This window comes from Mycolicibacterium iranicum (genome assembly GCF_014190915.1).
Taxonomy (GTDB): Bacteria; Actinomycetota; Actinomycetes; order Mycobacteriales; family Mycobacteriaceae; genus Mycobacterium; species Mycobacterium iranicum_B.
Window position 1 is genome coordinate 20,820 of the sequence record NZ_JACHVU010000008.1, and the last position, 20,126, is coordinate 40,945.

The following is a 20,126-nucleotide window of genomic DNA, read 5'->3' on the forward strand; positions in this document are numbered from 1 at the left end:
GTGTCCCCCTCAACCTGTTTCGCGCCGGTCCGGTTATCCTCGCCCCGCGGTTGCGAGAACGTGTGTTTCGAGTGTCTTGGCGATGTGCGACCAGTCGAGGGAGTCGGCGCCCCCGAGTCCGGCCCGCGAGTAGGTGTCCCAGCCCGCCTCCGCATCCATCAGCGCGCCGGCGAAGTCCGCCGGTTCCGTGCCGCACACGACGCCGGCGCCGTACTGCTTGACGACGTCGCGGGCGCCGTTCTCGGCGAAGTCGGCGGTGACGACCGGCAGACCACTGGCCATCGCCTCGGCGATGACGCGCGGGAATCCCTCGCGGCGACTGGGCATTCCGAGTACCGCCGACCGCGACAGCAGATCGATCTTCTGCTCTTCGTCGACGGACCCGAGAACCTGGATCCGCGACGAGACCGGCGACTGGCGAGCATAGGCCTCGATGTCGGCGCGCGACGGCCCGTCACCGGCGATGACCAGGTCACCGACGAACCCGCGTTCTGCCGCGATCGCGAACGCGTCCACGAACAGGGGCAGGTTCTTGTGAGGCGCCAGCCGTCCCACGTAAAGTGCGCCGGATCGTTCGGCCCGCGGCGCGGACCGGTAGCGCGAGGCGACGATGCCGCTGGGCAGCACGCCACATTCCCGGCCGGACTGCTCGGTGATCGCGGCGGCGACGGCTTCGCTGACCGCGAAGTTCATGCCCACCCGTTTCGGGAGTTGCGCCTGCAGGAGGCTCAGCACGGGGTCTTCCCGGATCTCGCACCAGTGGATCGCGCTGCGCTCGACCACCTTTCTGGGCAGAACCGCGGCGTGCATGAGCGGCCACTCGTTCATCAGGAAGAAGTCGTACGGGTCCCGCGAGGCCACCCGGCGCACACCGAGGCTGAATTTCGCGATGTCGGTCCAGACCCGTCGCATCGCCTGAAGGCGTGGTGTTTTGTACCTGCCTCCGTTGGGCCTCCTGCGCACCCGGACGCCGTTGATCACCTCGTCGTCCGCCAAGCCGGGCTGATGACCGATGCAGTACACGTCGACGCGGTGACCCCTCCGGATCATCGCTTCGGCGAGCTCCTGGAAGAAGATCTCCTGGCCACCGACGCTGGGAGAATAGAGCTCGGTCAGAAAGGCCAACCGCAGGGAAGGCCCCTGCCCCGACTCCGCGTGCATCCGTTTCCGTCCCCCGTGCCCCGACCGTCACCTGACACCCGGCCGCCTGGATCTGTCCTACAGCGCGGATCGGGTCCCGATCGTACCTGCGAATGCGGGGCTTCGATGATCGTTTGCTGGAGGAAATAATGAGACATCCGGTCGTCATCGATACGCCGGGTCTCGGAATAACGACAATAGACGCGCGCAACAGCCCGCTGGCCTATCGTTGAAGGGTGACCTCAGTACCAGGCTTCGACGCCTTCCTCGACCGCATGGTCGAGGAGCAGGCTGCGCTGGCCGAACAAACCGTCGACAAGTATGTCGCCCAAGCTGTCGCCACGCGTTTGATGGCCGACGTCAAGCCGCAGAACGGGCAGTCTTCGGATTTGCTGGCGCACCTGTCGCAAGTTGGTATCGAGGTACCCCGGCAGGCCCTGGGGCCGCGGTCGGTGGTCGCGGACCCGGAGCGCCTCCAGGCTCTCTACGCAACGGGTCTGCTGGATTCGCCCCGCGAGAAGGTCTATGACCGCATCGCCGACATGGCCGCTACCGCGCTGGCAGCGCCCGGAGCCGCCATCTCTCTGGTGGACATCGACCGTCAGTTCTTCGTCAGCATGCACGGTTCGGTCAGTGACGACCCCGAGTCCCGGCAGACGCACATCGATCGTTCCGTGTGCCAGTACGCCGTCGCGTCGGGCGAGCCTCTGGTGATTGCCGACGCAAGGACCGACCCGGTGCTGAAGTCGAATCCTGCCGTGACCGACGGCACGGTCGTGTCGTATCTCGGGATCCCGCTCATCGACAGCGGACACCATGCGGTGGGCACCCTGTGCGTCTGGGACACGAACCCGCGCCAGTGGACGTCCGGTCACGTGACGACGCTGCGGGACCTGGCGCAGCTGGCGGCCGACCGGATGTTCGGACACAACTAGTAACGGCGTGGACCCGCGGCGCCGGATAACGAAACAAGATCACCCGATTCGAATTTGCCGCGCCCTTTTTCGGCACCGCGGGAGTTCGACGGCTCGGTCCATGAATCTCGGCGAATCTAGGCCCCGTACACCGGGACGGGCCGACGCGCCCGCGCGATCAGGTCACTGACGACGGGGCCCAGTTCGGCAGGGTCCCACTTCGCGCCCTTGTCGATCTCGGGGCCGTGCGCCCAGCCCTCGGCGACCCGGATCTTGCCGCCCTCGACCTCGAACATCGTGCCGGTCACGTCGCGGGACTCCACGCTTCCCAGCCACACCACCAGCGGCGAGACGTTCTCCGGGGCCATCGCGTCGAAATCCTTGTCCTGCGTGCTCATCATGTCCGCGAAGACCGTTTCGGTCATCCGTGTCCGCGCAGATGGCGCAATGGCATTGACCCGGACGCCGTAGCGGCCCATCTCGGCGGCGGCGACGAGTGTGAGAGCGGCGATGCCGGCCTTGGCCGCGCTGTAGTTGGCCTGCCCGACGCTGCCCTGCAGGCCGGCACCCGAACTGGTGTTGATGATCCGCGCATCGACGGTCTCGCCGGCCTTGGACTTGGCACGCCAGTAGGCGGCGGCGTGCTTCATGGTTGCGAAGTGTCCCTTGAGGTGCACCGCGGTGACGGCGTCGAATTCCTCTTCACTCGTGTTGGCGAACATCCGGTCCCGGACGATGCCGGCGTTGTTCACGAGCACGTCCAATCCGCCGAACGCCTCGACGGCCGTGGCGATCAGCCCTTCGGCCTGGGCCCAATCGGCGACGTTGGCTCCGCTGGTCACGGCTTCGCCTCCGGCCGCGACGATTTCGTCGACCACGCTCTGGGCGGCGCTTCCACCTCCGGCAGGGGACCCGTCGAGGCCGACACCGATGTCGTTGACCACGACCCGTGCGCCTTCGGCGGCGAACGCCAGTGCGTGCGCCCGGCCGATTCCGCCGCCCGCACCCGTCACGATGACCACGCGGCCGTCGAGCAGTCCCATGTGTGTCGTCTCCTTATTTGATGTCGGCTGTCGTGGTTGACAGGTAGTGCGGTGGTTCCCCGCCGCCGTGGACCTCCAGGGAGGCGCCGCTGATATAGGACGCCGCCTGCGATGCGAGAAACGCAGTGGCCCAGCCGATGTCCTCGGGTTTGGCCAGCCGGCCCAGTGGCACGTTCTTCGAGATCGCCGCGATCGAGTCGGCGTCGCCGTAGAAGAGTTCGGACTGTTCGGTCTCTACCATGCCGACCACGACGGAGTTCACCCGGACCTTGGGTGCCCATTCGACCGCGAGCGTGGTCGTCATGTTCTCCATCCCGGCTTTCGCCGCCCCGTAGGCGACGGTGCCGGGGGTCGGCCGGCGTCCGCTCACGCTGGTGATGTTGACGATGCAGCCACCCGAATCCTGGTGCTGCATGACCGCATTCGCGTGCTGGGAGACCGAGAGCGCGCCGAGCAGATTCAGCTCGACGATCTTGGTGCTGAACTTGGCCGACGCATCCGCGGCGAGCACGTACGGCGAGCCGCCGGCGTTGTTGACCACGACATCGAGACGACCGTGGTCGGCGACGATGCCCTGGATCAGTCCCGCCACCGCCTCGTCGTCACGGATGTCGCACGCCCGGAACTCGTACGGGAACGCGTCGACATGCCGACGCGCACAGGCCACGACCGTGGCGCCCTGCGCAGCGAAAACCCGGCTGATCCCTGCGCCGACGCCACGCACCCCTCCGGTGACGAGGACGACGCGGCCCGCCAGCCCCAGTTGGATGGCAGCTGCGGCGCCGAGGGCTCCCGAGACACTGTCGACGGCGTCAGTCACTGTGCTAGCGTACCAAGCAAGTGCTTGCTTAGGTAGCCACCCAGGAGTTTCCCCATGCCGATCACCACCACGACCGTGGAACCGGGCATCGTCGCCGTCACCGTCGACTACCCGCCGGTCAACGCCATCCCGTCGCGCGGGTGGTTCGAACTCGCCGACGCGATCACGGCCGCAGGCCGGGACCACAGCACCCACGTGGTGATCCTGCGCGCCGAGGGACGCGGCTTCAACGCCGGTGTCGACATCAAAGAGATGCAGAAGACCGAGGGCTTCACCGCGTTGATCGACGCGAATCGTGGGTGTTACGAAGCATTTCGGGCGGTCTACGAGTGCGCCGTCCCGGTCGTCGCCGCGGTGAACGGTTTCTGTGTCGGCGGTGGCATCGGACTCGTCGGTAACGCCGACGTCATCGTCGCCTCCGACGACGCCAAGTTCGGTCTCCCCGAGGTCGAGCGCGGTGCACTCGGGGCGGCCACCCACCTGTCGCGACTGGTGCCGCAGCATCTGATGCGGCGACTCTTCTTCACCGCGGCCACCGTGGACGCCGACACCCTGCACCACTTCGGATCGGTCCACGAGGTGGTGCCCCGCGCAGACCTCGACGAATCCGCGCTGCGCGTCGCCCGCGACATCGCCTCGAAGGACACCCGCGTGATCCGGGCGGCCAAGGAGGCACTGAACTTCATCGACATCCAGCCGGTCACCGCGAGGTACCGCATGGAGCAGGGCTTCACGTTCGAGCTCAATCTCGCGGGTGTCTCCGATGAACACCGCGATGCGTTCGCGGGGACCGACAAGGGGTCGAAATAAGATGGCAGACAAGCGAACCACGCTCGACGAGGCTGTCTCGTCGGTCCGCAGCGGAATGACCATCGGCATCGGCGGGTGGGGGTCGCGGCGCAAGCCGATGGCGTTCGTACGCGCACTGCTGCGCACCGACGTCACCGACCTGACCGTGGTCACCTACGGCGGCCCCGATCTCGGGCTGCTGTGCTCGGCGGGCAAGGTCAGGCGCGTGTACTACGGATTCGTGTCGCTGGACTCGCCCCCGTTCTACGACCCGTGGTTCGCCAAGGCCCGCACCTCGGGTTCGATCGAGGCCCGCGAGATGGACGAGGGCATGCTCCGCTGCGGACTCCAGGCGGCCGCCCAGCGTCTGCCGTTCCTGCCGATCCGCGCCGGCCTGGGCAGCGACGTCCGGGCCTTCTGGGGTGACGAGCTCAAGACCGTGCGGTCGCCGTACCCGACGGGTGACGGGTATGAAGAGCTCGTCGCCATGCCTGCGCTGAACCTCGACGTGGCGTTCGTCCACATGAATATCGGTGACGCACAGGGGAATGCGGCATACACGGGCATCGACCCGTACTTCGACGACCTGTACCTGATGTCGGCCGAGAAACGCCTGCTGTCGGTCGAGAAGGTGGTGTCGACCGAGGAACTGGTCAAGGCGGTCCCCCCGCAGGCGCTCCTGATCAACCGCATGATGGTCGACTCCGTGGTCGAGGCGCCGGGCGGCGCCCACTTCACCACCGCCGAACCCGACTACCGACGGGACGAGAAGTTCCAGCGGCACTACGCCGAGGCCGCGTCCTCCGACGAGACGTGGGCCCGGTTCGTCGAGACCTACCTGTCCGGTAGCGAGGCGGACTACCAGGCCGCGGTCCGCGAATTCCAGCAAGCCCAGGAGGCGTCGAAGTGATCTCCTCAACCCGCGCCGAGGTGTGCGCCGTCGCGTGCGCCGAATTGTTCCGTGACGCAGGCGAGATCATGGTCAGCCCGATGACGACGATCGTGTCGATCGGCGCCCGGCTGGCACGGCTGACGTTCTCCCCCGACATCGTGCTCTCCGACGGCGAGGCCCGCCTCATCGCCGACACCCCCGCGATCGGGGCGGCCGCGAAGATCGAGGGCTGGATGCCGTTCGGCCGGGTCTTCGAGACCTTGGCGTGGGGTCGACGACATGTCGTGATGGGCGCCAACCAGATCGATCGCTACGGCAACCAGAACCTGTCGGCGTTCGGCCCCCTGCAGCATCCGAAGCGCCAGATGTTCGGCGTGCGCGGCGCGCCGGGCAACACCATCAACCACGCGACCAGCTACTGGGTCGGCAACCACTCGCCGCGCGTGTTCGGCGAGTCCGTCGACATCGTGTCCGGGATCGGCTGGGACAAGGTCGATCCGGACAATCCGGCCTACCGCTTCGTCAACGTCTACCGCGTCGTGAGCAACCTCGGGGTGTTCGACTTCAACGGGCCCGACCATCAGATGCGCGCGCTGTCGCTGCACCCCGGTGTCGAGGCCGACCAGGTCGCCGAGAACACGTCGTTCGAGGTGCACGGCCTGGCCGAGGCCGAGACGACGCGGCTGCCGTCCGAGGACGAGCTGAAGCTGCTCCGCGAGGTCATCGACCCGAAGTCGCTGCGGGACAAGGAAGTCAAGTGACGGACGCGTCTGCCATGAACGGTGTGCGATGAGCACCCTGAAGACACCCCTGACCGAACTCGTCGGGATCGAGCACCCCGTCGTGCAGACCGGCATGGGCTGGGTCGCGGGCGCACGGCTGGTCGCGGCGACGTCCAACGCCGGCGGTCTCGGCATCCTGGCGTCGGCGACGATGACGCTTGCCGAGCTCACCACCGCGGTCGCGAAGGTCAAGGCGGCGACCGACAAACCGTTCGGCATCAACATCCGCGCCGACGCCGGCGACGCGAACGACCGCGTCGACCTCCTGATCCGCGAAGGAGTCAAAGTCGCCTCCTTCGCCCTGGCACCCAAACCCGATCTGATCGCCAAGCTCAAAGAGGCCGGCGTCGTGGTCATTCCGTCGGTCGGGCTGGCCAAGCACGCCAAGAAGGTCGCCGGCTGGGGCGCCGACGCGGTCATCGTGCAGGGCGGCGAGGGCGGTGGCCACACCGGACCGATCGCCACCACGCTGCTGCTGCCGTCGGTGCTCGACGCCGTCGCCGACACCGGGATGCCGGTGGTCGCCGCCGGTGGCTTCTTCGATGGCCGAGGTCTGGCCGCCGCGCTGTCCTACGGCGCCGCAGGCGTCGCCATGGGCACGCGGTTCCTCTTGACCAAGGACTCGACCGTGCCCGACGCGGTCAAGCAGCGCTACCTTCAGGCGGCATTGGACGGCACCGTCGTCTCCACCAAGGTCGACGGCATGCCGCACCGGGTGTTGCGCACCGGGCTGGTCGAGAAGCTGGAGAGCGGTTCGCCCGTGCGCGGGCTTTCGGCTGCGGTCCTCAACGCGCAGAAGTTCAAGAAGATGTCGGGCATGACGTGGAAGTCGATGATCACCGACGGTCTGGCCATGCGGCACGGCAAGGACCTGACGTGGTCGCAGGTCGTGATGGCCGCGAACACCCCGATGCTCCTCAAAGCGGGGCTGGTCGAGGGCAACACCGACGCCGGGGTGCTGGCCTCGGGCCAGGTGGCAGGCATCATTGACGACCTGCCGTCGTGCGCGGAGCTGGTGCCGGCCATCGTGGCCGAGGCCGTGGAACACCTGCAGAAGGCGTCGCACTTCATCCGCTGAGCGCACAGTTGACGCGCGTCCAGCGATTCCGCCATGCGCTCGTGGTGAGCTTCCTAGACTCGGCCGCATGAAGACCAACGCCGCCATCCTGTGGGAATACGGGTCCGACTGGACCGTCGAAGAGATCGACCTCGACCCGCCTCAGGACGGTGAGGTGCTGGTGTCGTGGGAGGCCACCGGCCTGTGCCATTCCGATGAGCACATCCGTACCGGCGACCTGCCCGCGCCCCTTCCGCTGATCGGCGGCCACGAAGGGGCCGGGATCGTGCGCGAGGTCGGCCCCGGCGTCATCGGTCTGGCCCCCGGCGACCACGTCGTCGCGTCGTTCCTGCCCGCATGCGGCCGGTGCCGTTTCTGTTCGACGGGGCACCAGAACCTCTGCGACCTCGGCGCGATGATCATGGCGGGCACGCAGCTCGACGGCACCTACCGGCGGCATGCCAACGGTCAGGACATCGGGGTGATGGCGCTCGTCGGCACCTTCTCGCAGTACGGCACCGTGCCGGAGGCCTCGATCGTCAAGATCGACGACGACATCCCGCTCTCGCGCGCCTGCCTGCTAGGCTGCGGTGTCACGACCGGGTGGGGTTCGGCGGTCAACACTGCCGACGTCCGGCCCGGCGACACGGTCGTGGTGATCGGATTCGGCGGCATCGGCAGCGGCGCGGTCCAGGGCGCGCGGCTGTCGGGGGCCGAGAAGATCGTCGTCGTGGAGCCCGTGGAAGCCAAGCGGGAGAAGGCGTTACAGCTCGGTGCCACCCACTTCGTCACCTCGCTGCCCGAAGCGACCGCCCTCGTCGCCGAGCTGACCCGCGGCGTGATGGCCGACTCGGCCATCCTGACCGTCGGCCTGCTGGAGGGTTCGATGCTCGAGGACGCGGCGAACATCATCCGCAAGGGCGGCGCGGTCGTGATGACCGCGCTGTCGACGATGGCCGACAACTCGCCGACGCTGGGCATGATGATGTTCACGCTGTTCCAGAAGCGCCTGCTCGGCAGCCTGTACGGCGAGGCCAACCCCCGCGCCGACATCCCCCGCCTGCTGTCGCTGTACCGCGAGGGCAAGCTGCTGCTCGACGAGACCGTCAGCCACGAGTACAAGCTCGCGGAGGTCAACGAGGGCTACGAGGACATGCGCGACGGCCGCAACATCCGCGGCGTCATCCTCCACGACCACTGACCGCGGCTCGCAGGCCGAGCCGCGGCCTCCGGTCAGAGGCGCTCGATGATGGTGACGTTGGCGGTGCCGCCGCCTTCGCACATCGTCTGCAGGCCGTAGCGGCCGCCGGTGCGCTCCAGCGTGTTCAGCATGGTCGCGAAGAGCTTGGCTCCGGTGGCGCCGAGGGGGTGCCCGAGGGCGATCGCACCGCCGTTGGGGTTGACCTTCTCCGGATCCGCCTTGGTCTCCTTGAGCCAGGCCTGCACGACGGGCGCGAAGGCCTCGTTGATCTCGACGGTGTCGATGTCGTCGATCGACAGGCCGGTCTTCTCGAGCGCGTACCGGGTGGCGGGGATCGGTCCGGTGAGCATGAACACCGGATCGGCGCCGCGGGCGCTGATGTGGTGGATGCGCGCACGCGGCGTGAGCCCGTGCTCCTTGACCGCCTTCTCCGATGCCAGCAGCACGGCACTGGCACCGTCGGAGATCTGGCTGGCCATCGCCGCGGTGAGGCGGCCACCGTCGACCAGCGTCTTGAGGCCGGCCATCTTCTCCAGCGAGGTCTCCCGGGGTCCCTCGTCGATGCAGAAGACGTCGCCGTCCAGATCGACCGGGATGATCTCGTTCTCGAAATGCCCGGCGCGGATCGCCGCCTGGGCCCGCTGATGGCTGGTCAGCGCGAACTGCTCCATGTCCTCGCGGGAGATGTCCCACTTCTCGGCGATCATCTCGGCGCCACGGAACTGGGAGATCTCCTGGTCGCCGTACCGGTGCAGCCAGCTCTTCGATTCGTTGGTGGGAGAGGTGAAACCGAACTGCTCGGCGACGGTCATCGCAGAGCTGATCGGGATCTGGCTCATGTTCTGCATGCCGCCGGCGACGATCAGGTCGGCGGTGCCGGACATGATGGCCTGGGCGCCGAAGGACACCGCCTGCTGGCTGGATCCGCACTGCCGGTCCACGGTGACCCCGGGAACTTCCTCGGGGTAGCCGGCGGCGAGCCACGACAGCCTCGCGATGTTGCCCGCCTGCGGGCCGATCGCGTCCACGCACCCGGCGATCACGTCGTCGACCGCCCCCGGGTCGACGTCGTTGCGCGCGAACAGGCCGCGCCACCCGGCGGCGCCGAGATCGACGGGATGCACGCCTGCCAGCGAGCCGTTGCGCTTTCCGATGGCGGTGCGCACAGCATCGATCACGTACGCCACAGGTGTTCCGGTCATGGGTTCCTCAATCTCTCGTTATGCCACCGAGCACGATGGCGAGGTACTGCCTTCCGACCTGTTCGGCCGTCAGCGGGCCGCCCGGCTGATACCAGCGGACCGACACCCAGGTGGTGTCGCGGATGAAGCGGTAGACGAGGTCGACGTCCAGATCGGGGCGGAACTTGCCCTCGGCGACGCCCTGTTTGAGGACCTCGACCCACATTCTGCGCTGTTCCCGGTTGCGCTCGTCGAGGAAGCCGAACTGCGCCAGCGGATTCAGCCGCTTCGCCTCGTCCTGGTAGATGACGACCTGGGCATGGCGGTGTTCGATGGCCTCGAACGAGACCATGAACAGACCCTCGACGCGTTCCAGCGGATCCGCGGTGCCGGCGACGATCTCGTCGTAGCGGGTGAACAGCCAGTCCAGGAAGTCTTTGAGGACCTCTTCGACCATCTGCTCTTTGGACTTGAAATGGTGGTACAGGCTGCCCGACAGAATCCCCGCAGAATCGGCGATGTCGCGGACGGTGGTCGCGCGCAGTCCGCGGTCGGCGAACATCGTCGCAGCGAGCTGCAGCAGCTCGTCGCGGCGACTGGGAAGCGCCTTGTCCACCCGACCAGGATAGCAACCAAGCGCTTGCTAGGTAAGCCGGATGCTCAGCGGACCTCTGACCAGTACGCCGTGCAGTCGATGCCGGACTCCGATGACAGCGGCGCGCGCCATCGCGAGAGATTGAACTCGTACCAGGGATCCGGTTCGCGGACACGGTACTGCGCGCACAGGCGCATCGGTTCGGGCAACCTGGCCAGCGCGGGCTCGATGTCCGGCGACAGCCGCAGAAGGTAGGCGGTGTCGAGCTGGCCGGTCTGCTCGTAGCGGTCGATGTTGCGGTCGGCGATCAGGCGTTCCGGGTTCGTCGCGGCCAGCCCGAGCAGCGCCACCGCGCCGGCGAGCAGCACCGCCCTGGGCAGCCAGCGGCCGGTCATCGCCACCCCGGCCGCCAGGACGAACACGAACACCGCCCCGAGCCACAGCTCGATCGTGATGACCATCAGCCGTTCGGTGCTGAAGCCGTACGCCTGCTGATAGACCCACATCCGGTGGATCGCCGAGATGACCACGACGACCGACATGACGCACAGGGTCCCGACCAGTATTCGCAGCAGCCGGCGGTCGGGGGCGCTCTCGCGCCCGGCGACGCGGATCACCGCGCTGAGCACCAGCAGGGTCAGCGCCGACACCCAGAGCAGCTGCCAGAAACCCTGCCTGGCGTACTCGGCATAGGTGAGGCCCTCGGTCTGCAGGACGTGGGTGTGTCCACCGAACAGCACAGTCGCCTGGACTGCGACGAACCCGAGGAACAGCATGTCGAGCACCGCGAGGGGAATCGCCCACTCCCAGCTCGGCACCGCCTTCATCCGTGCGGGCGCCAGCGCGTCCAGCCTCGGGGGGAAGCGCATCAGGTAGCCGCCGAACAGCACGAAGGACACGACGATGACGAACACCACCGAGCGCGCGACGAATTCGTCCCCCCGCCAGGACGGCACGAGGTGGTCGACCAGGCTGGCGAACGCAGGATCGGCCGAGGCGAACAACCCACCGAAGACGACCGTGAGTCCGACGGTGACGGCCGCGACGATCGTGATCCTGGTGACGCTGGGGCGTCGCGGACGACCGGACCCCGGCGCCGGGCGGGCGCGTCGCGCCCAGCCGATGACACGGGCGGGCAACACCCACGGGATCAGGGGCCCCGCCAGCACCGCCGTCCATGTCCGTCCCCCGACCAGGGTGTTCCAGCCGACGAGCCAGGCGGCCATGAGGCACAGCACCCCGAGCCATTCGGCGGCCAGCAGTCCGGGCACCGCCAGCAGCGCCACCGTGACGGCCGTCCCCCACCATTCCCGTCGGCTGGGCCGCCGCTGCGAGGTTCCGTAGACGATCGCGAACACCATCACGCCGACGACGACGTAGCCGATGCTGAGCGAACCCAGCCGCCACACGGCGGCGCCGACCGCGCCGGCGAGCACCGCTGCTGCCACCAGCCGCCGTGGCGCGGCAGCCGCGACGGGATTCGGCCACACGCGCACGGGCCATATCGACCACCCCGGCTCGCCGTGCCGGGGCGGCAGCGGCCCGATCATCAGCGGGGGCGGCGGTGGCGCGACGTACCCCCGCGGGTACGGGTGGGTGACCGGTGTCGGCTGGTTCACTGTGCCTCCTCCCTGGCCGCCGGCGCGGGGATCGTGACCCCGATCCGGCAGCCGGATCTGACGTCCATCACCTCGATGGCGCCGCCGTGCAGTTCGACCGCCCAGCGGGCGATCGCCAAACCCAGACCCGTTCCGCCCGCCGACGTCGCCCCGCGCGTGAAGCGCGCGAACACCTGCTCGCGTTCCTCCGGCGGTATCCCCGGGCCCTCGTCCCGCACCTCCACCCGCAGCCCGCCGTCGTCGGACGCACGGGCCGCCACGGTGACCTCCGCCCCCGCGGGGCTGTGCCTCATCGCGTTGTCGACGAGGTTCACCACGACCTGACGCAGGCGGGCCTGATCGGCGACCGCGACCAGACCCGGCGGGTCCACCAGGACCGACACCCGCACCCCGTCGCCGAGGACGCCGACGTGCCCGATGGCCTCCTCGAGGAACCGCCGGACTCCGAAAGAGCTGGGCTGCAACGCGATAGCCCCACCCTCGAGGCGGGACAGGTCGAGGAGGTTGGTGACGAGCTCGCTGAGGCGCTCGGTCTGTGACAGCGCCATCCGCATCGTCTTCTCGTCGGGTTCGGCGATACCGTCGACCACGTTCTCCAGCAGTGCGTGCAACGCGGTGATGGGGGTACGCAGTTCGTGCGACACGTTGGCGATGAGCCCGCGGCGGTATTCGTCGGCCGCACCGAGGTCCGCGGCCATCTGGTTGTACGCCGCCGCGAGCTGACCGACCTCGTCGCGAGACGTGGCCCGCACGCGTGCGCTGTAGTCACCCCGGGCCATCGCCTTGGCTGCGGCGGTCATCTGACGCAGTGGTGAGGTCATGCCGTGGGCCAGGAACTGGGTCAGGACCAGCGAGGTCGCCAGCGCTGCCAGCAGCGCGTAGCGGAACTGCCAGCTCGCGCCGATCCAGAAGGTGAACGCCGCCAACGTGATCGCGCTGCCGACGAGCAGTCCTGTCTTGACCTTGAACGAGGCGAACGGATCGAGCGGGCGGGGCAGGCGGTCCCACATCTCGCCGAGCCTGCTCACCTCGGCAACTCCAGCGCGTAACCGACGCCGTGCACGGTCCGGATGAGTTCGGGTCCGAGCTTGCGCCGCAACGCTTTCACGTGGGTGTCGACGGTGCGGCTCTCCACACCCGATGCCCATCCCCACACCTGTTCGAGCAGGGCATCACGGGAGACCACGGTTCGGGGCCGCGTGGCCAGGAATGCGAGCAGATCGAATTCGGTTCGCGTGAGGTGGATTTCGTCGTCACCGCGATGCACCCGGCGGGCCTGCAGGTCCACCCGGTTCTGGCCGACCCACAGCGACTGCGTGGCGCTGGACCGCTCCATCCTGCGTAGCAGCACGCGCACCCGCGCGACGAGCTCGCGCATGCTGAACGGCTTGGTGAGGTAGTCGTCGGCGCCGACGCCGAGCCCGACCAACATATCGGTCTCGTCGCTGCGGGCGGTGAGCATCAGCACCGGGACCGGATGTGCTGCTTGGATGCGCCGGCACACCTCCAGCCCGTCGAAGCCCGGCAGCATGACATCGAGCACCACGAGGTCCGGCGGATCGGCCACCGCGGCGGCCACGGCCGACGGTCCATCGGCGGCGGTGTCGACCTGGAACTCCTCGGCGCGCAGCCGGGTGACGACTGCCGCGAGGATGGTCGGCTCGTCCTCGACCACCAGGATTCGCTTCACCCGTCTGACTGTAGGGGCCTGATATGGGGCTTCCCGGCAGCGATTGTGAAGATTCGGTGGAGATGCCGGCCTGCCGAGGTGCAGACCGGATCTGCGTCTAGGTGCCGGTCTGCGCCGGAGCGTCCTCGGGTACGCGGGTCGCCCCGGCACGCCGACGGCGCCGGTTCGACAGCAGCAGTCCGACGGCGATCGCCACGGCGGCGGCGACGGCCACGGCGATGCCCAGGGGCAACCAGGACGACGAGGTCGCCTCCGACTCCGACGGTGCCGGGGCCTCCTCGCCGGTCGGCTGGGCGAAGATCGACAGGGTGGTCGGCACCCCCGCCCTGCCCGCTGCCAGCACGTCGCCGCTGAGGGCGGCCCACTTTCCGTCCAGCCGTTCGAAGTAGTCGAACAGCGGGTCGACCAGGTTCCAGGCGCCCGTGGTGGTGACCAGGACGACCGTGCGGTCGCGAGGCCGATCGGCGAAGACCTGGATCGACCCGATGCCGTCGGTGATGTTCGCCCGCAGCTCGTTCGGCAGGTCGTCGACGCTGACATCGGCCCCGTCGCCGCTCAGAGGCGGGTGCAGCGAAGTCTGCAGCAGGGCCGACGATTCGGCGATGATCAGCGCCCCCGAATCGGCATCGGCGGCGGTCTTGAGGTCGACCACCTTGGGGGTCAGCTGCCGGTCGGTGAGACTCGAGATCGCGGCGACGACGCGGGAGGCGTAGATCAGCTGGCCGGGGTCGCTGCCGTCCATGGCGACCAGGAAGCTGGGGGCGAACTCCGAAGGCATCGCGCTGAAACCGCCGAGCGGCGGGCCGCCGCGCTGGATGGTCAGCGTCGAGCGCGGATCGATCTGGAAGGTGATCGGCGCGATCAGGGGCCCGCACGGCTGTTCCGGGGTGTAGGTGAGCGCCATGTCCAGGTTGACGAACTGACCGATGGTCTGCCCGGGGAGTTCGAACTGAGCGTCGAGGCGGCCGGACGTGTCGAGGAGGGTCCGGTACACGACGTTGCCGTCGGCGGCACGGATGACCACGGCCGCCGCGTCGTTCTGCGGGACGGGCGTGTAATCGGCGAGCAGATGCACCTGCACCCCGCCCACGCGGCCGTTGCCCAGTGCCGAGCGGCCGACCCCGACCCGCAGGGAGCTTGCGCGCAGCACGTCGGTCTTACCGCTCATGTTGAGCTGATCGAACGTCAGCGTGTCACCCGGTGCGGCGGCCTCCTCGGAGCCCGCCTCGTCCACGCGGGCGTTCGCCACCTGCACCAGCGATTGCAGCTCGTCGACCAGCAGCGACACCTGGGTGGAGAGATCATCGCCGTCGCCGGAGACCCGCAGGTAGGCATTTGGGCTGCCGGGGTTCTCCACGCTGAGCCCCGCGTCACCGCCTCGTTCGACGACGACCGCCCTGGCCAGTTGCGCCGAGGGCGGCGGTGCGACACCCCGCGGTTGGTTGATCACCGTGACGGCCAGCGGCTGCGGGTTGTAGAGCCGTACCAGCGTGGACACCAGCATCAGCGTCGCCTGTTGTTCGGCGGCGTCGGCATCGGTGGGCGTATGGACGGTCACGCGCTCCAGCACCGGCGGGAAGAAGCCCGCGATCGTGGTCACCGGGGGCTCGGTCCCGGTGAACACCGCGGCCAGATTCGTCATGGTCAGCTGCTGAAGGGGACCGCAGAACTGGCCGGTGAACTGACCGGGTATCTGACCGGCGTTGTCGAGCGACCGCAGAGTGACCGACAGTGCGGCCGACCCGGACTGCACCCGGAGGGCGGAGATGTCGACGTCGAACGGCGTCGCGGCCTGGGCGACACCGGCCGGCGGAAGGTTCACGGTGCCGAGGAGATTGCCGTCGGCATCGTCGAATTCGAGGTACCCGCCGGAGATGTTCACCGGAGAGGTGAGCGTGCCGCGCAGGCGTGACGGGCTGAGCCCGCCGGGAACGGGCACAGCGAGGGGTTGACTGGCGTTGGGGGCGAGGAACACCTCGCGCTCGATGCCCAGTGCCGCCGAGCCCAGCGTCACGCTCGCCACCTCGGGAGGTGTGTCGCCTTCTGCGGGTTGCGCATGCGCGGGGCCGCCGACCATGAACGGCAGGAAGACCAGCATCGCCGCAGCCATGACCCGGATGGCGCGAAGGTGCTTCACAGATGTTCTCCCGCAACGGGACCGGTGACCGATGGCGTCGAATACCCCGGAGCTCTGAAATGCCGCAGGACCGTGGACCATTCTGAACTGACCGGGTGCACCTGTCCCACTTTCGCGTGTTCGCGCTTCACATTGCCAACAGGGGTGGGACTATACCGGCGGATACCCCGGGCTGACTGGCAATTCGGTTTGCCGGGACGTGTGTCGGGGCCGACGCAAGCGATCTCGCCGCTTTTCCGTAAATGACGCACGCGCATGGCCACCCCCCTCGCCGGTACGCACCCGTTCGACAGAAGCGGTCCCGGGTTGAATCACCGATGACACGTTGCTGATCTCCTTGGCGACGAGCTGACACCTGGGATAGCGTGAGGCAACTTGTGCGCGCAGGAAGACTGTCGCGTGAGCGGCGGCGTGAGGGAGTGCTCCAGCGGTGAAGGGTCGCAGTTGACTGTCCAGGATTTCGTACAGGTCTTGCGCGACCGGTGGAAGATCATCTGCGCCACAACGGTACTCGTGGCCATCGCAGCGCTCGCCTACTCCCTCACCATCGCACCGAGTTATCAGGCCTCCACCCGGCTGTTCGTCTCGACGACGTCCGAGGGGAACAACACACAGGTCAACGACGGCGGTCTCTTCGCCCAGGGACGGGTGCTCTCCTACGTCAAACTGCTGACCGGCGATGTCGTCGCTCAGCGCACGGTGGACAGGCTGGGCCTCGACATGAGCGCGTCGGACCTCACCGGCAAGATCGAGGCGACAGCCCCGACGGACACGGTCCTCATCGATGTCACGGTGACCGACACGTCGGCGACGCGGGCGCGCGACATCGCCAACACGTTGTCCGACGAGTTCGTCGTCATGGCCGCCGCGCTGGAAACCCCCGCGCTGGGTGTGCCTCCCAATGCGCGGGTGGTCGTCCAGCAGCGGGCAGAAGTTCCCGGCCTCTCGGCGGCGCCGACAGCACGTAACGCTGCTCTGGGCGCGGTGCTGGGCGCGATCCTCGGCTGCGTCATCGCGCTGCTGCGCGGTCGCGCCGACAGTTCGATCAGGAGTCCGGGAACGCTCGAAAAGCTCACCGGAGTCGGCCTGTTGGCAGAAATTCCGGCGGAGACACGGTTCGAGAAGAATCCACGGATCTCGTTTCCCGAGGACCGGTCCGCAGCGGCGGACGCCTTTCGCGATCTGCGGGTGAACATCAAATTCCTCGAAGTCACGGATGGACCCCGGATACTCGTCGTCGCCAGTCCCCTGCCTGACGAAGGCCGAACCGCGGTGGCGCTCAATCTCGCCCTGGCATTGGCCGAGTCCGGCAACACCGTGGCCCTCGTCGATGCTGACATGCGGCGCCCCTCGGTGGGCCGCTACCTCGATCTTCCCGATGAGGCGGGCTTGAGCACAGCGCTTGCCGGCGCGGCGTCCCTGCAGGAGGTGCTGCGGGAGACACCGGTTCCCGGCTTGACGGTGCTCACGTCCGGCCCGGTCCCGCACGGGCCCGCCGAACTCCTCGAATCCCCCGCTGCCCGGCAGATTCTCGATGAACTCGGAACCCGGTTCGACTACGTGGTCGTCGACAGTCCGTCGCTTCTGAAACCGGATGCCGCGATCATCGCGGCGTCCTGTCAGGGGGCCATCATGGTGGTCCGACACGGAAGAACCACCTCCGACCGGTTGACGGCGGCCGTCCGCTCGGTCACCCGGGGAGGGACACCGGTACTCGGCACCGTGTTGATGATGGCGCCGGCGAAGAAGCCGTCGAAGGAAGACGCCTACTACGCGAGCGTCCAGGGCGAAGCGAAAGATTCCGACGCCCGCTCGCGTCACGGATCGCACCGAAACTGAGCCGTCGGCACCCATCGATGAACGGAGACGAAGAGCCAGGCGGGCGACCCGGGACGTTCGTGGCGTTGCGTCCCAGCACCCCCGATACGGATAGCAGTCCACTCGCGCGCCGAATCAACCCTCGCACAACGTTTCTGCCAACACCCACGCGTTTCCCGGACTTCTCGAAGGTGGAGTACAAGGCGGGCGAGCGGGCCTTCGGCGTCATCATCTGCACCGCAATCGGTCTCGTCATCATCCCCGAGATCATCAATTACCTGCTGGTGAAGCACACGCCGGATCAGAGCATCGGCAGAGCACTGGTGTCCGCGGAGACACCGATTGCGGGCCTGGCGCGATGGGCTCTGTCAGGCGCTCTGCTGGCGGTCAGCGCAGTCGTCGTCTACATGCGCGGGCATCCGCACCGCGACGTCGCCTGGTTGTCGGTGTTCCTCCTCGCCTTGAACCTGCCGTACGTCATCGGGCCTGACCACCCTGGGCCTGCCGACATGGTGAAGGTCCTGCTGGCCAACGTCGTGCTTCTGGCCATCTGGAACAGCGGCGCGCGGGTCGCGGTGTTGAAGTGGATCCCCATCGTGGTCTCCGGGGTCGGCGCGTACTCGTTGGTCGGTGGACTGCTCATCCCCGATTACATGATGTACAACATGGTTTCGCGGAAATCGCTGATCTTCGGATGGGAGCTCGCGGGACCGTTCGGCCAGAGCAATGCGCTCGGCATGTATTGCGCTATCGCCTTCTCGTTGGTGCCCCTCATCCAGCAGAACCGGTGGCGGGCCGTGTGCGCTGCGCTACTCCTCGCCACGATCGTTGCATCCGCATCGAGGACGGCGTTGATCGCGGTCGGCGTCGTGATCCTGTGGTGGCTGGTCTGCAAGATCCGCGAGACAGCCTCGATTCGTCTGGCGGGCACACTCTTCGCGGGCACCGCTCTGGCCGCTGCCTTCCTGATCCCGCTACCGAAGTGGAGTCCGGACACCTTCACCGACCGTGCCTTCATCTGGGCGGGTGGGCTCGACCTCTGGCAACAGTCGCGGGTGCTCGGCTCGGGTTACAACTGGTTCATGACCCACGGTCAGTCACAGGCCGAGGTCGTCCTGTGGGCGGGTGCAGGGACCGGGCACAACATTCTGGTCGACACATTGGTCAAGTTCGGATTGGCCGGCCTTGCCGTCCTTCTGCCGATATGGATCGGTGCGATCTACCGCACCGGCACCATGCGCGTCCGAACCGAGCAGGTTGCCCTTTTCGGATACCTTGTCGCGTTCTTCGTGTTGTCGATGACCGAAGCTGTGTGGAATCTCTGGCCGAACAGTCAGCAATTCCCCACCAGCGCACTGATCTTCGCGACAGTCCTGATGGCGCGAAACAGAGACAGAGTCGCGGAGGGTGCGTCGTGAGCACGTCGGCCGCAGGGCCCCGGGTCCTGTATTCGGGATTCCACTACCTGCACCACAACCCCGGTTCGGGCTACGACGCCGTGGTGCCCGATCCCGGCCACTACGTCAGCGGTGCGCGCCTCCCCTATGCCGACCGGCTCGAATCGACGAAGCCCCGCCATCTGAACTTCCTGTTGCTGGACCTCTTGACGATCCTGCGCGGGATGCGCCATGACACCGTGCACTACTTCTACCCGGAATCGACGGCATACCTGTCGCCGTGGGTGCTGCGGCTCCTCGGGAAGCGGATCGTCTACACCGTGCACCTCGCCGACGATCAATGGCTGGGGCCGACTCGTAGTGTGCACCACCGCATCAAGCAGGTGTCGCTGCGTGCGGCGCACGCGATCGTGGTTCTGAGCAGTCAGCAGCGCGGTGTCTTCGCCGAGGCGTTTCCCGACAAGGTGGTGACCTTCGTCCCGCACGGGTTCACCTTCTCCGAGGCGGTGCCACCTGTCGAGCTCTTCGAGTCGCGCACGCGAGGGCAGCGCCGACTCGTGCTGGTCGGGACCAACTACCGCGACTTCGACATGCTGGAATCAATTCTGGCGCAACGCGGTTCGCGCGATGTGCACGTCGACCTCGTCGGCATGGACGACGAAGCGAGAAACCGTTTCGCGAACACCGCAGGCGTGGTGTGCCACCCACGTCTGGATGCCGAGAGCTATGGCGACCTGCTGCGCACCTCGTTCGCGCTGGTGCTACCGCTGACGTTCGCGACCGCCAACAACGCGCTCTTCGAAGCCTACAGCGCCTATCTGCCCGCGTTCGTAAGCCGCATCGACGGCGTCACGGACTACGCCGCGGACGGCGACCGATCCCTGTTCTCCTCGCCGGAGGAGTTCTGGTCGAAGTACGACGCGCTTGCCGCGCTCGGCCCTCGGGAGCTGCGGGATCACTGCGTCGCACTGCACGAGGCAGCGCGAGACCGGTTCTCGTGGTCCGGGGTCCGCGCCGAGCTCGCCGGGGTCTACGCGTCAAGCCGTTGACG

Annotated in this window: 18 protein-coding genes; 9 read left to right on the forward strand and 9 right to left on the reverse strand. The window is 67.7% G+C overall.

Annotated elements, in window-relative coordinates:
- Positions 1-33: 33 nt before the first annotated feature.
- The gene (locus tag FHR72_RS17365) at positions 34-1,161 is read right to left on the reverse strand and encodes a glycosyltransferase family 4 protein (RefSeq protein WP_260156083.1); all 1,128 of its coding nucleotides are present in this window, start codon (positions 1,159-1,161) and stop codon (positions 34-36) included.
- A 215-nt stretch (positions 1,162-1,376) separates the two neighbouring features.
- Between FHR72_RS17365 and FHR72_RS17370 the strand changes: the two genes are divergently transcribed.
- Entirely contained in the window at positions 1,377-2,075 is a 699-nt protein-coding gene (locus tag FHR72_RS17370; protein ID WP_183470316.1) for a GAF domain-containing protein, read from the forward strand.
- A gap of 116 nt (positions 2,076-2,191) precedes the next feature.
- Here FHR72_RS17370 and FHR72_RS17375 read toward each other — a convergent pair whose 3' ends face one another.
- Both FHR72_RS17375 and FHR72_RS17380 read right to left on the reverse strand, forming a co-directional pair.
- On the reverse strand, positions 2,192-3,097 hold the full coding sequence (locus FHR72_RS17375; RefSeq protein ID WP_183470318.1) for an SDR family oxidoreductase: 906 nt from the start codon (positions 3,095-3,097) through the stop codon (positions 2,192-2,194).
- 13 nt (positions 3,098-3,110) lie between these two features.
- Positions 3,111-3,917, reverse strand: a complete 807-nt coding sequence (locus FHR72_RS17380) for an SDR family oxidoreductase (protein WP_311736178.1) — start codon at positions 3,915-3,917, stop codon at positions 3,111-3,113.
- Positions 3,918-3,971: 54 nt separating this feature from the next.
- On the opposite strand from FHR72_RS17380, the gene echA20 reads away from it, so the two are divergent.
- The 5 genes from echA20 (at position 3,972) to FHR72_RS17405 (ending at position 8,638) form a co-directional block, all read left to right on the forward strand.
- A complete protein-coding gene (echA20, locus tag FHR72_RS17385; RefSeq protein ID WP_183470320.1) occupies positions 3,972-4,727 on the forward strand; it encodes a (7aS)-7a-methyl-1,5-dioxo-2,3,5,6,7,7a-hexahydro-1H-indene-carboxyl-CoA hydrolase in 756 nt (251 codons plus the stop codon).
- 1 nt (position 4,728) lies between these two features.
- Positions 4,729-5,616 carry a cholesterol ring-cleaving hydrolase subunit IpdA gene (gene ipdA / locus FHR72_RS17390; RefSeq protein ID WP_183470322.1) on the forward strand — a complete coding sequence of 296 codons (888 nt, stop codon included), beginning with the start codon at positions 4,729-4,731 and terminating at the stop codon, positions 5,614-5,616.
- Positions 5,613-6,359 (forward strand): cholesterol ring-cleaving hydrolase subunit IpdB, encoded by a 747-nt coding sequence (ipdB, locus tag FHR72_RS17395; protein ID WP_183470324.1) that lies wholly within the window; start codon positions 5,613-5,615, stop codon positions 6,357-6,359. The genes ipdA and ipdB overlap by 4 nt, the downstream gene beginning before the upstream one ends.
- A gap of 28 nt (positions 6,360-6,387) precedes the next feature.
- On the forward strand, positions 6,388-7,458 hold the full coding sequence (ipdC, locus tag FHR72_RS17400; protein ID WP_183470332.1) for a (3aS,4S,5R,7aS)-5-hydroxy-7a-methyl-1-oxo-octahydro-1H-indene-4-carboxyl-CoA dehydrogenase: 1,071 nt from the start codon (positions 6,388-6,390) through the stop codon (positions 7,456-7,458).
- Between the two features lie 67 nt (positions 7,459-7,525).
- Positions 7,526-8,638 carry an NDMA-dependent alcohol dehydrogenase gene (locus tag FHR72_RS17405; protein WP_183470334.1) on the forward strand — a complete coding sequence of 371 codons (1,113 nt, stop codon included), beginning with the start codon at positions 7,526-7,528 and terminating at the stop codon, positions 8,636-8,638.
- Between the two features lie 32 nt (positions 8,639-8,670).
- Here FHR72_RS17405 and fadA6 read toward each other — a convergent pair whose 3' ends face one another.
- From fadA6 to FHR72_RS17435, 6 genes are all read right to left on the reverse strand, one after another.
- Entirely contained in the window at positions 8,671-9,840 is a 1,170-nt protein-coding gene (fadA6, locus tag FHR72_RS17410) for a steroid 3-ketoacyl-CoA thiolase FadA6 (protein WP_183470336.1), read from the reverse strand.
- Between the two features lie 7 nt (positions 9,841-9,847).
- Entirely contained in the window at positions 9,848-10,435 is a 588-nt protein-coding gene (kstR2, locus tag FHR72_RS17415; RefSeq protein ID WP_183470338.1) for a TetR family transcriptional regulator KstR2, read from the reverse strand.
- Between the two features lie 44 nt (positions 10,436-10,479).
- Positions 10,480-12,033, reverse strand: coding sequence for a DUF4153 domain-containing protein (locus FHR72_RS17420; protein WP_311736179.1), 1,554 nt, complete (start codon positions 12,031-12,033; stop codon positions 10,480-10,482).
- Complete coding sequence (locus tag FHR72_RS17425; RefSeq protein WP_183470757.1) at positions 12,030-13,043, reverse strand: HAMP domain-containing sensor histidine kinase; 1,014 nt, start codon at positions 13,041-13,043, stop codon at positions 12,030-12,032. Before FHR72_RS17425 ends, FHR72_RS17420 begins: the two co-directional genes overlap by 4 nt.
- Positions 13,044-13,057: 14 nt before the next feature.
- Positions 13,058-13,723, reverse strand: coding sequence for a response regulator transcription factor (locus FHR72_RS17430; protein WP_183470340.1), 666 nt, complete (start codon positions 13,721-13,723; stop codon positions 13,058-13,060).
- Positions 13,724-13,820: 97 nt separating this feature from the next.
- Positions 13,821-15,860, reverse strand: a complete 2,040-nt coding sequence (locus FHR72_RS17435; protein WP_311736181.1) for a hypothetical protein — start codon at positions 15,858-15,860, stop codon at positions 13,821-13,823.
- A 444-nt stretch (positions 15,861-16,304) separates the two neighbouring features.
- Between FHR72_RS17435 and FHR72_RS17440 the strand changes: the two genes are divergently transcribed.
- From FHR72_RS17440 to FHR72_RS17450, 3 genes are all read left to right on the forward strand, one after another.
- Positions 16,305-17,699 (forward strand): tyrosine-protein kinase domain-containing protein, encoded by a 1,395-nt coding sequence (locus tag FHR72_RS17440; protein WP_183470342.1) that lies wholly within the window; start codon positions 16,305-16,307, stop codon positions 17,697-17,699.
- A gap of 170 nt (positions 17,700-17,869) precedes the next feature.
- Positions 17,870-19,096, forward strand: coding sequence for an O-antigen ligase family protein (locus FHR72_RS17445; protein WP_311736182.1), 1,227 nt, complete (start codon positions 17,870-17,872; stop codon positions 19,094-19,096).
- On the forward strand, positions 19,093-20,124 hold the full coding sequence (locus FHR72_RS17450) for a glycosyltransferase family 4 protein (RefSeq protein WP_183470344.1): 1,032 nt from the start codon (positions 19,093-19,095) through the stop codon (positions 20,122-20,124). Before FHR72_RS17445 ends, FHR72_RS17450 begins: the two co-directional genes overlap by 4 nt.
- The last annotated feature ends 2 nt before the right edge of the window (positions 20,125-20,126 follow it).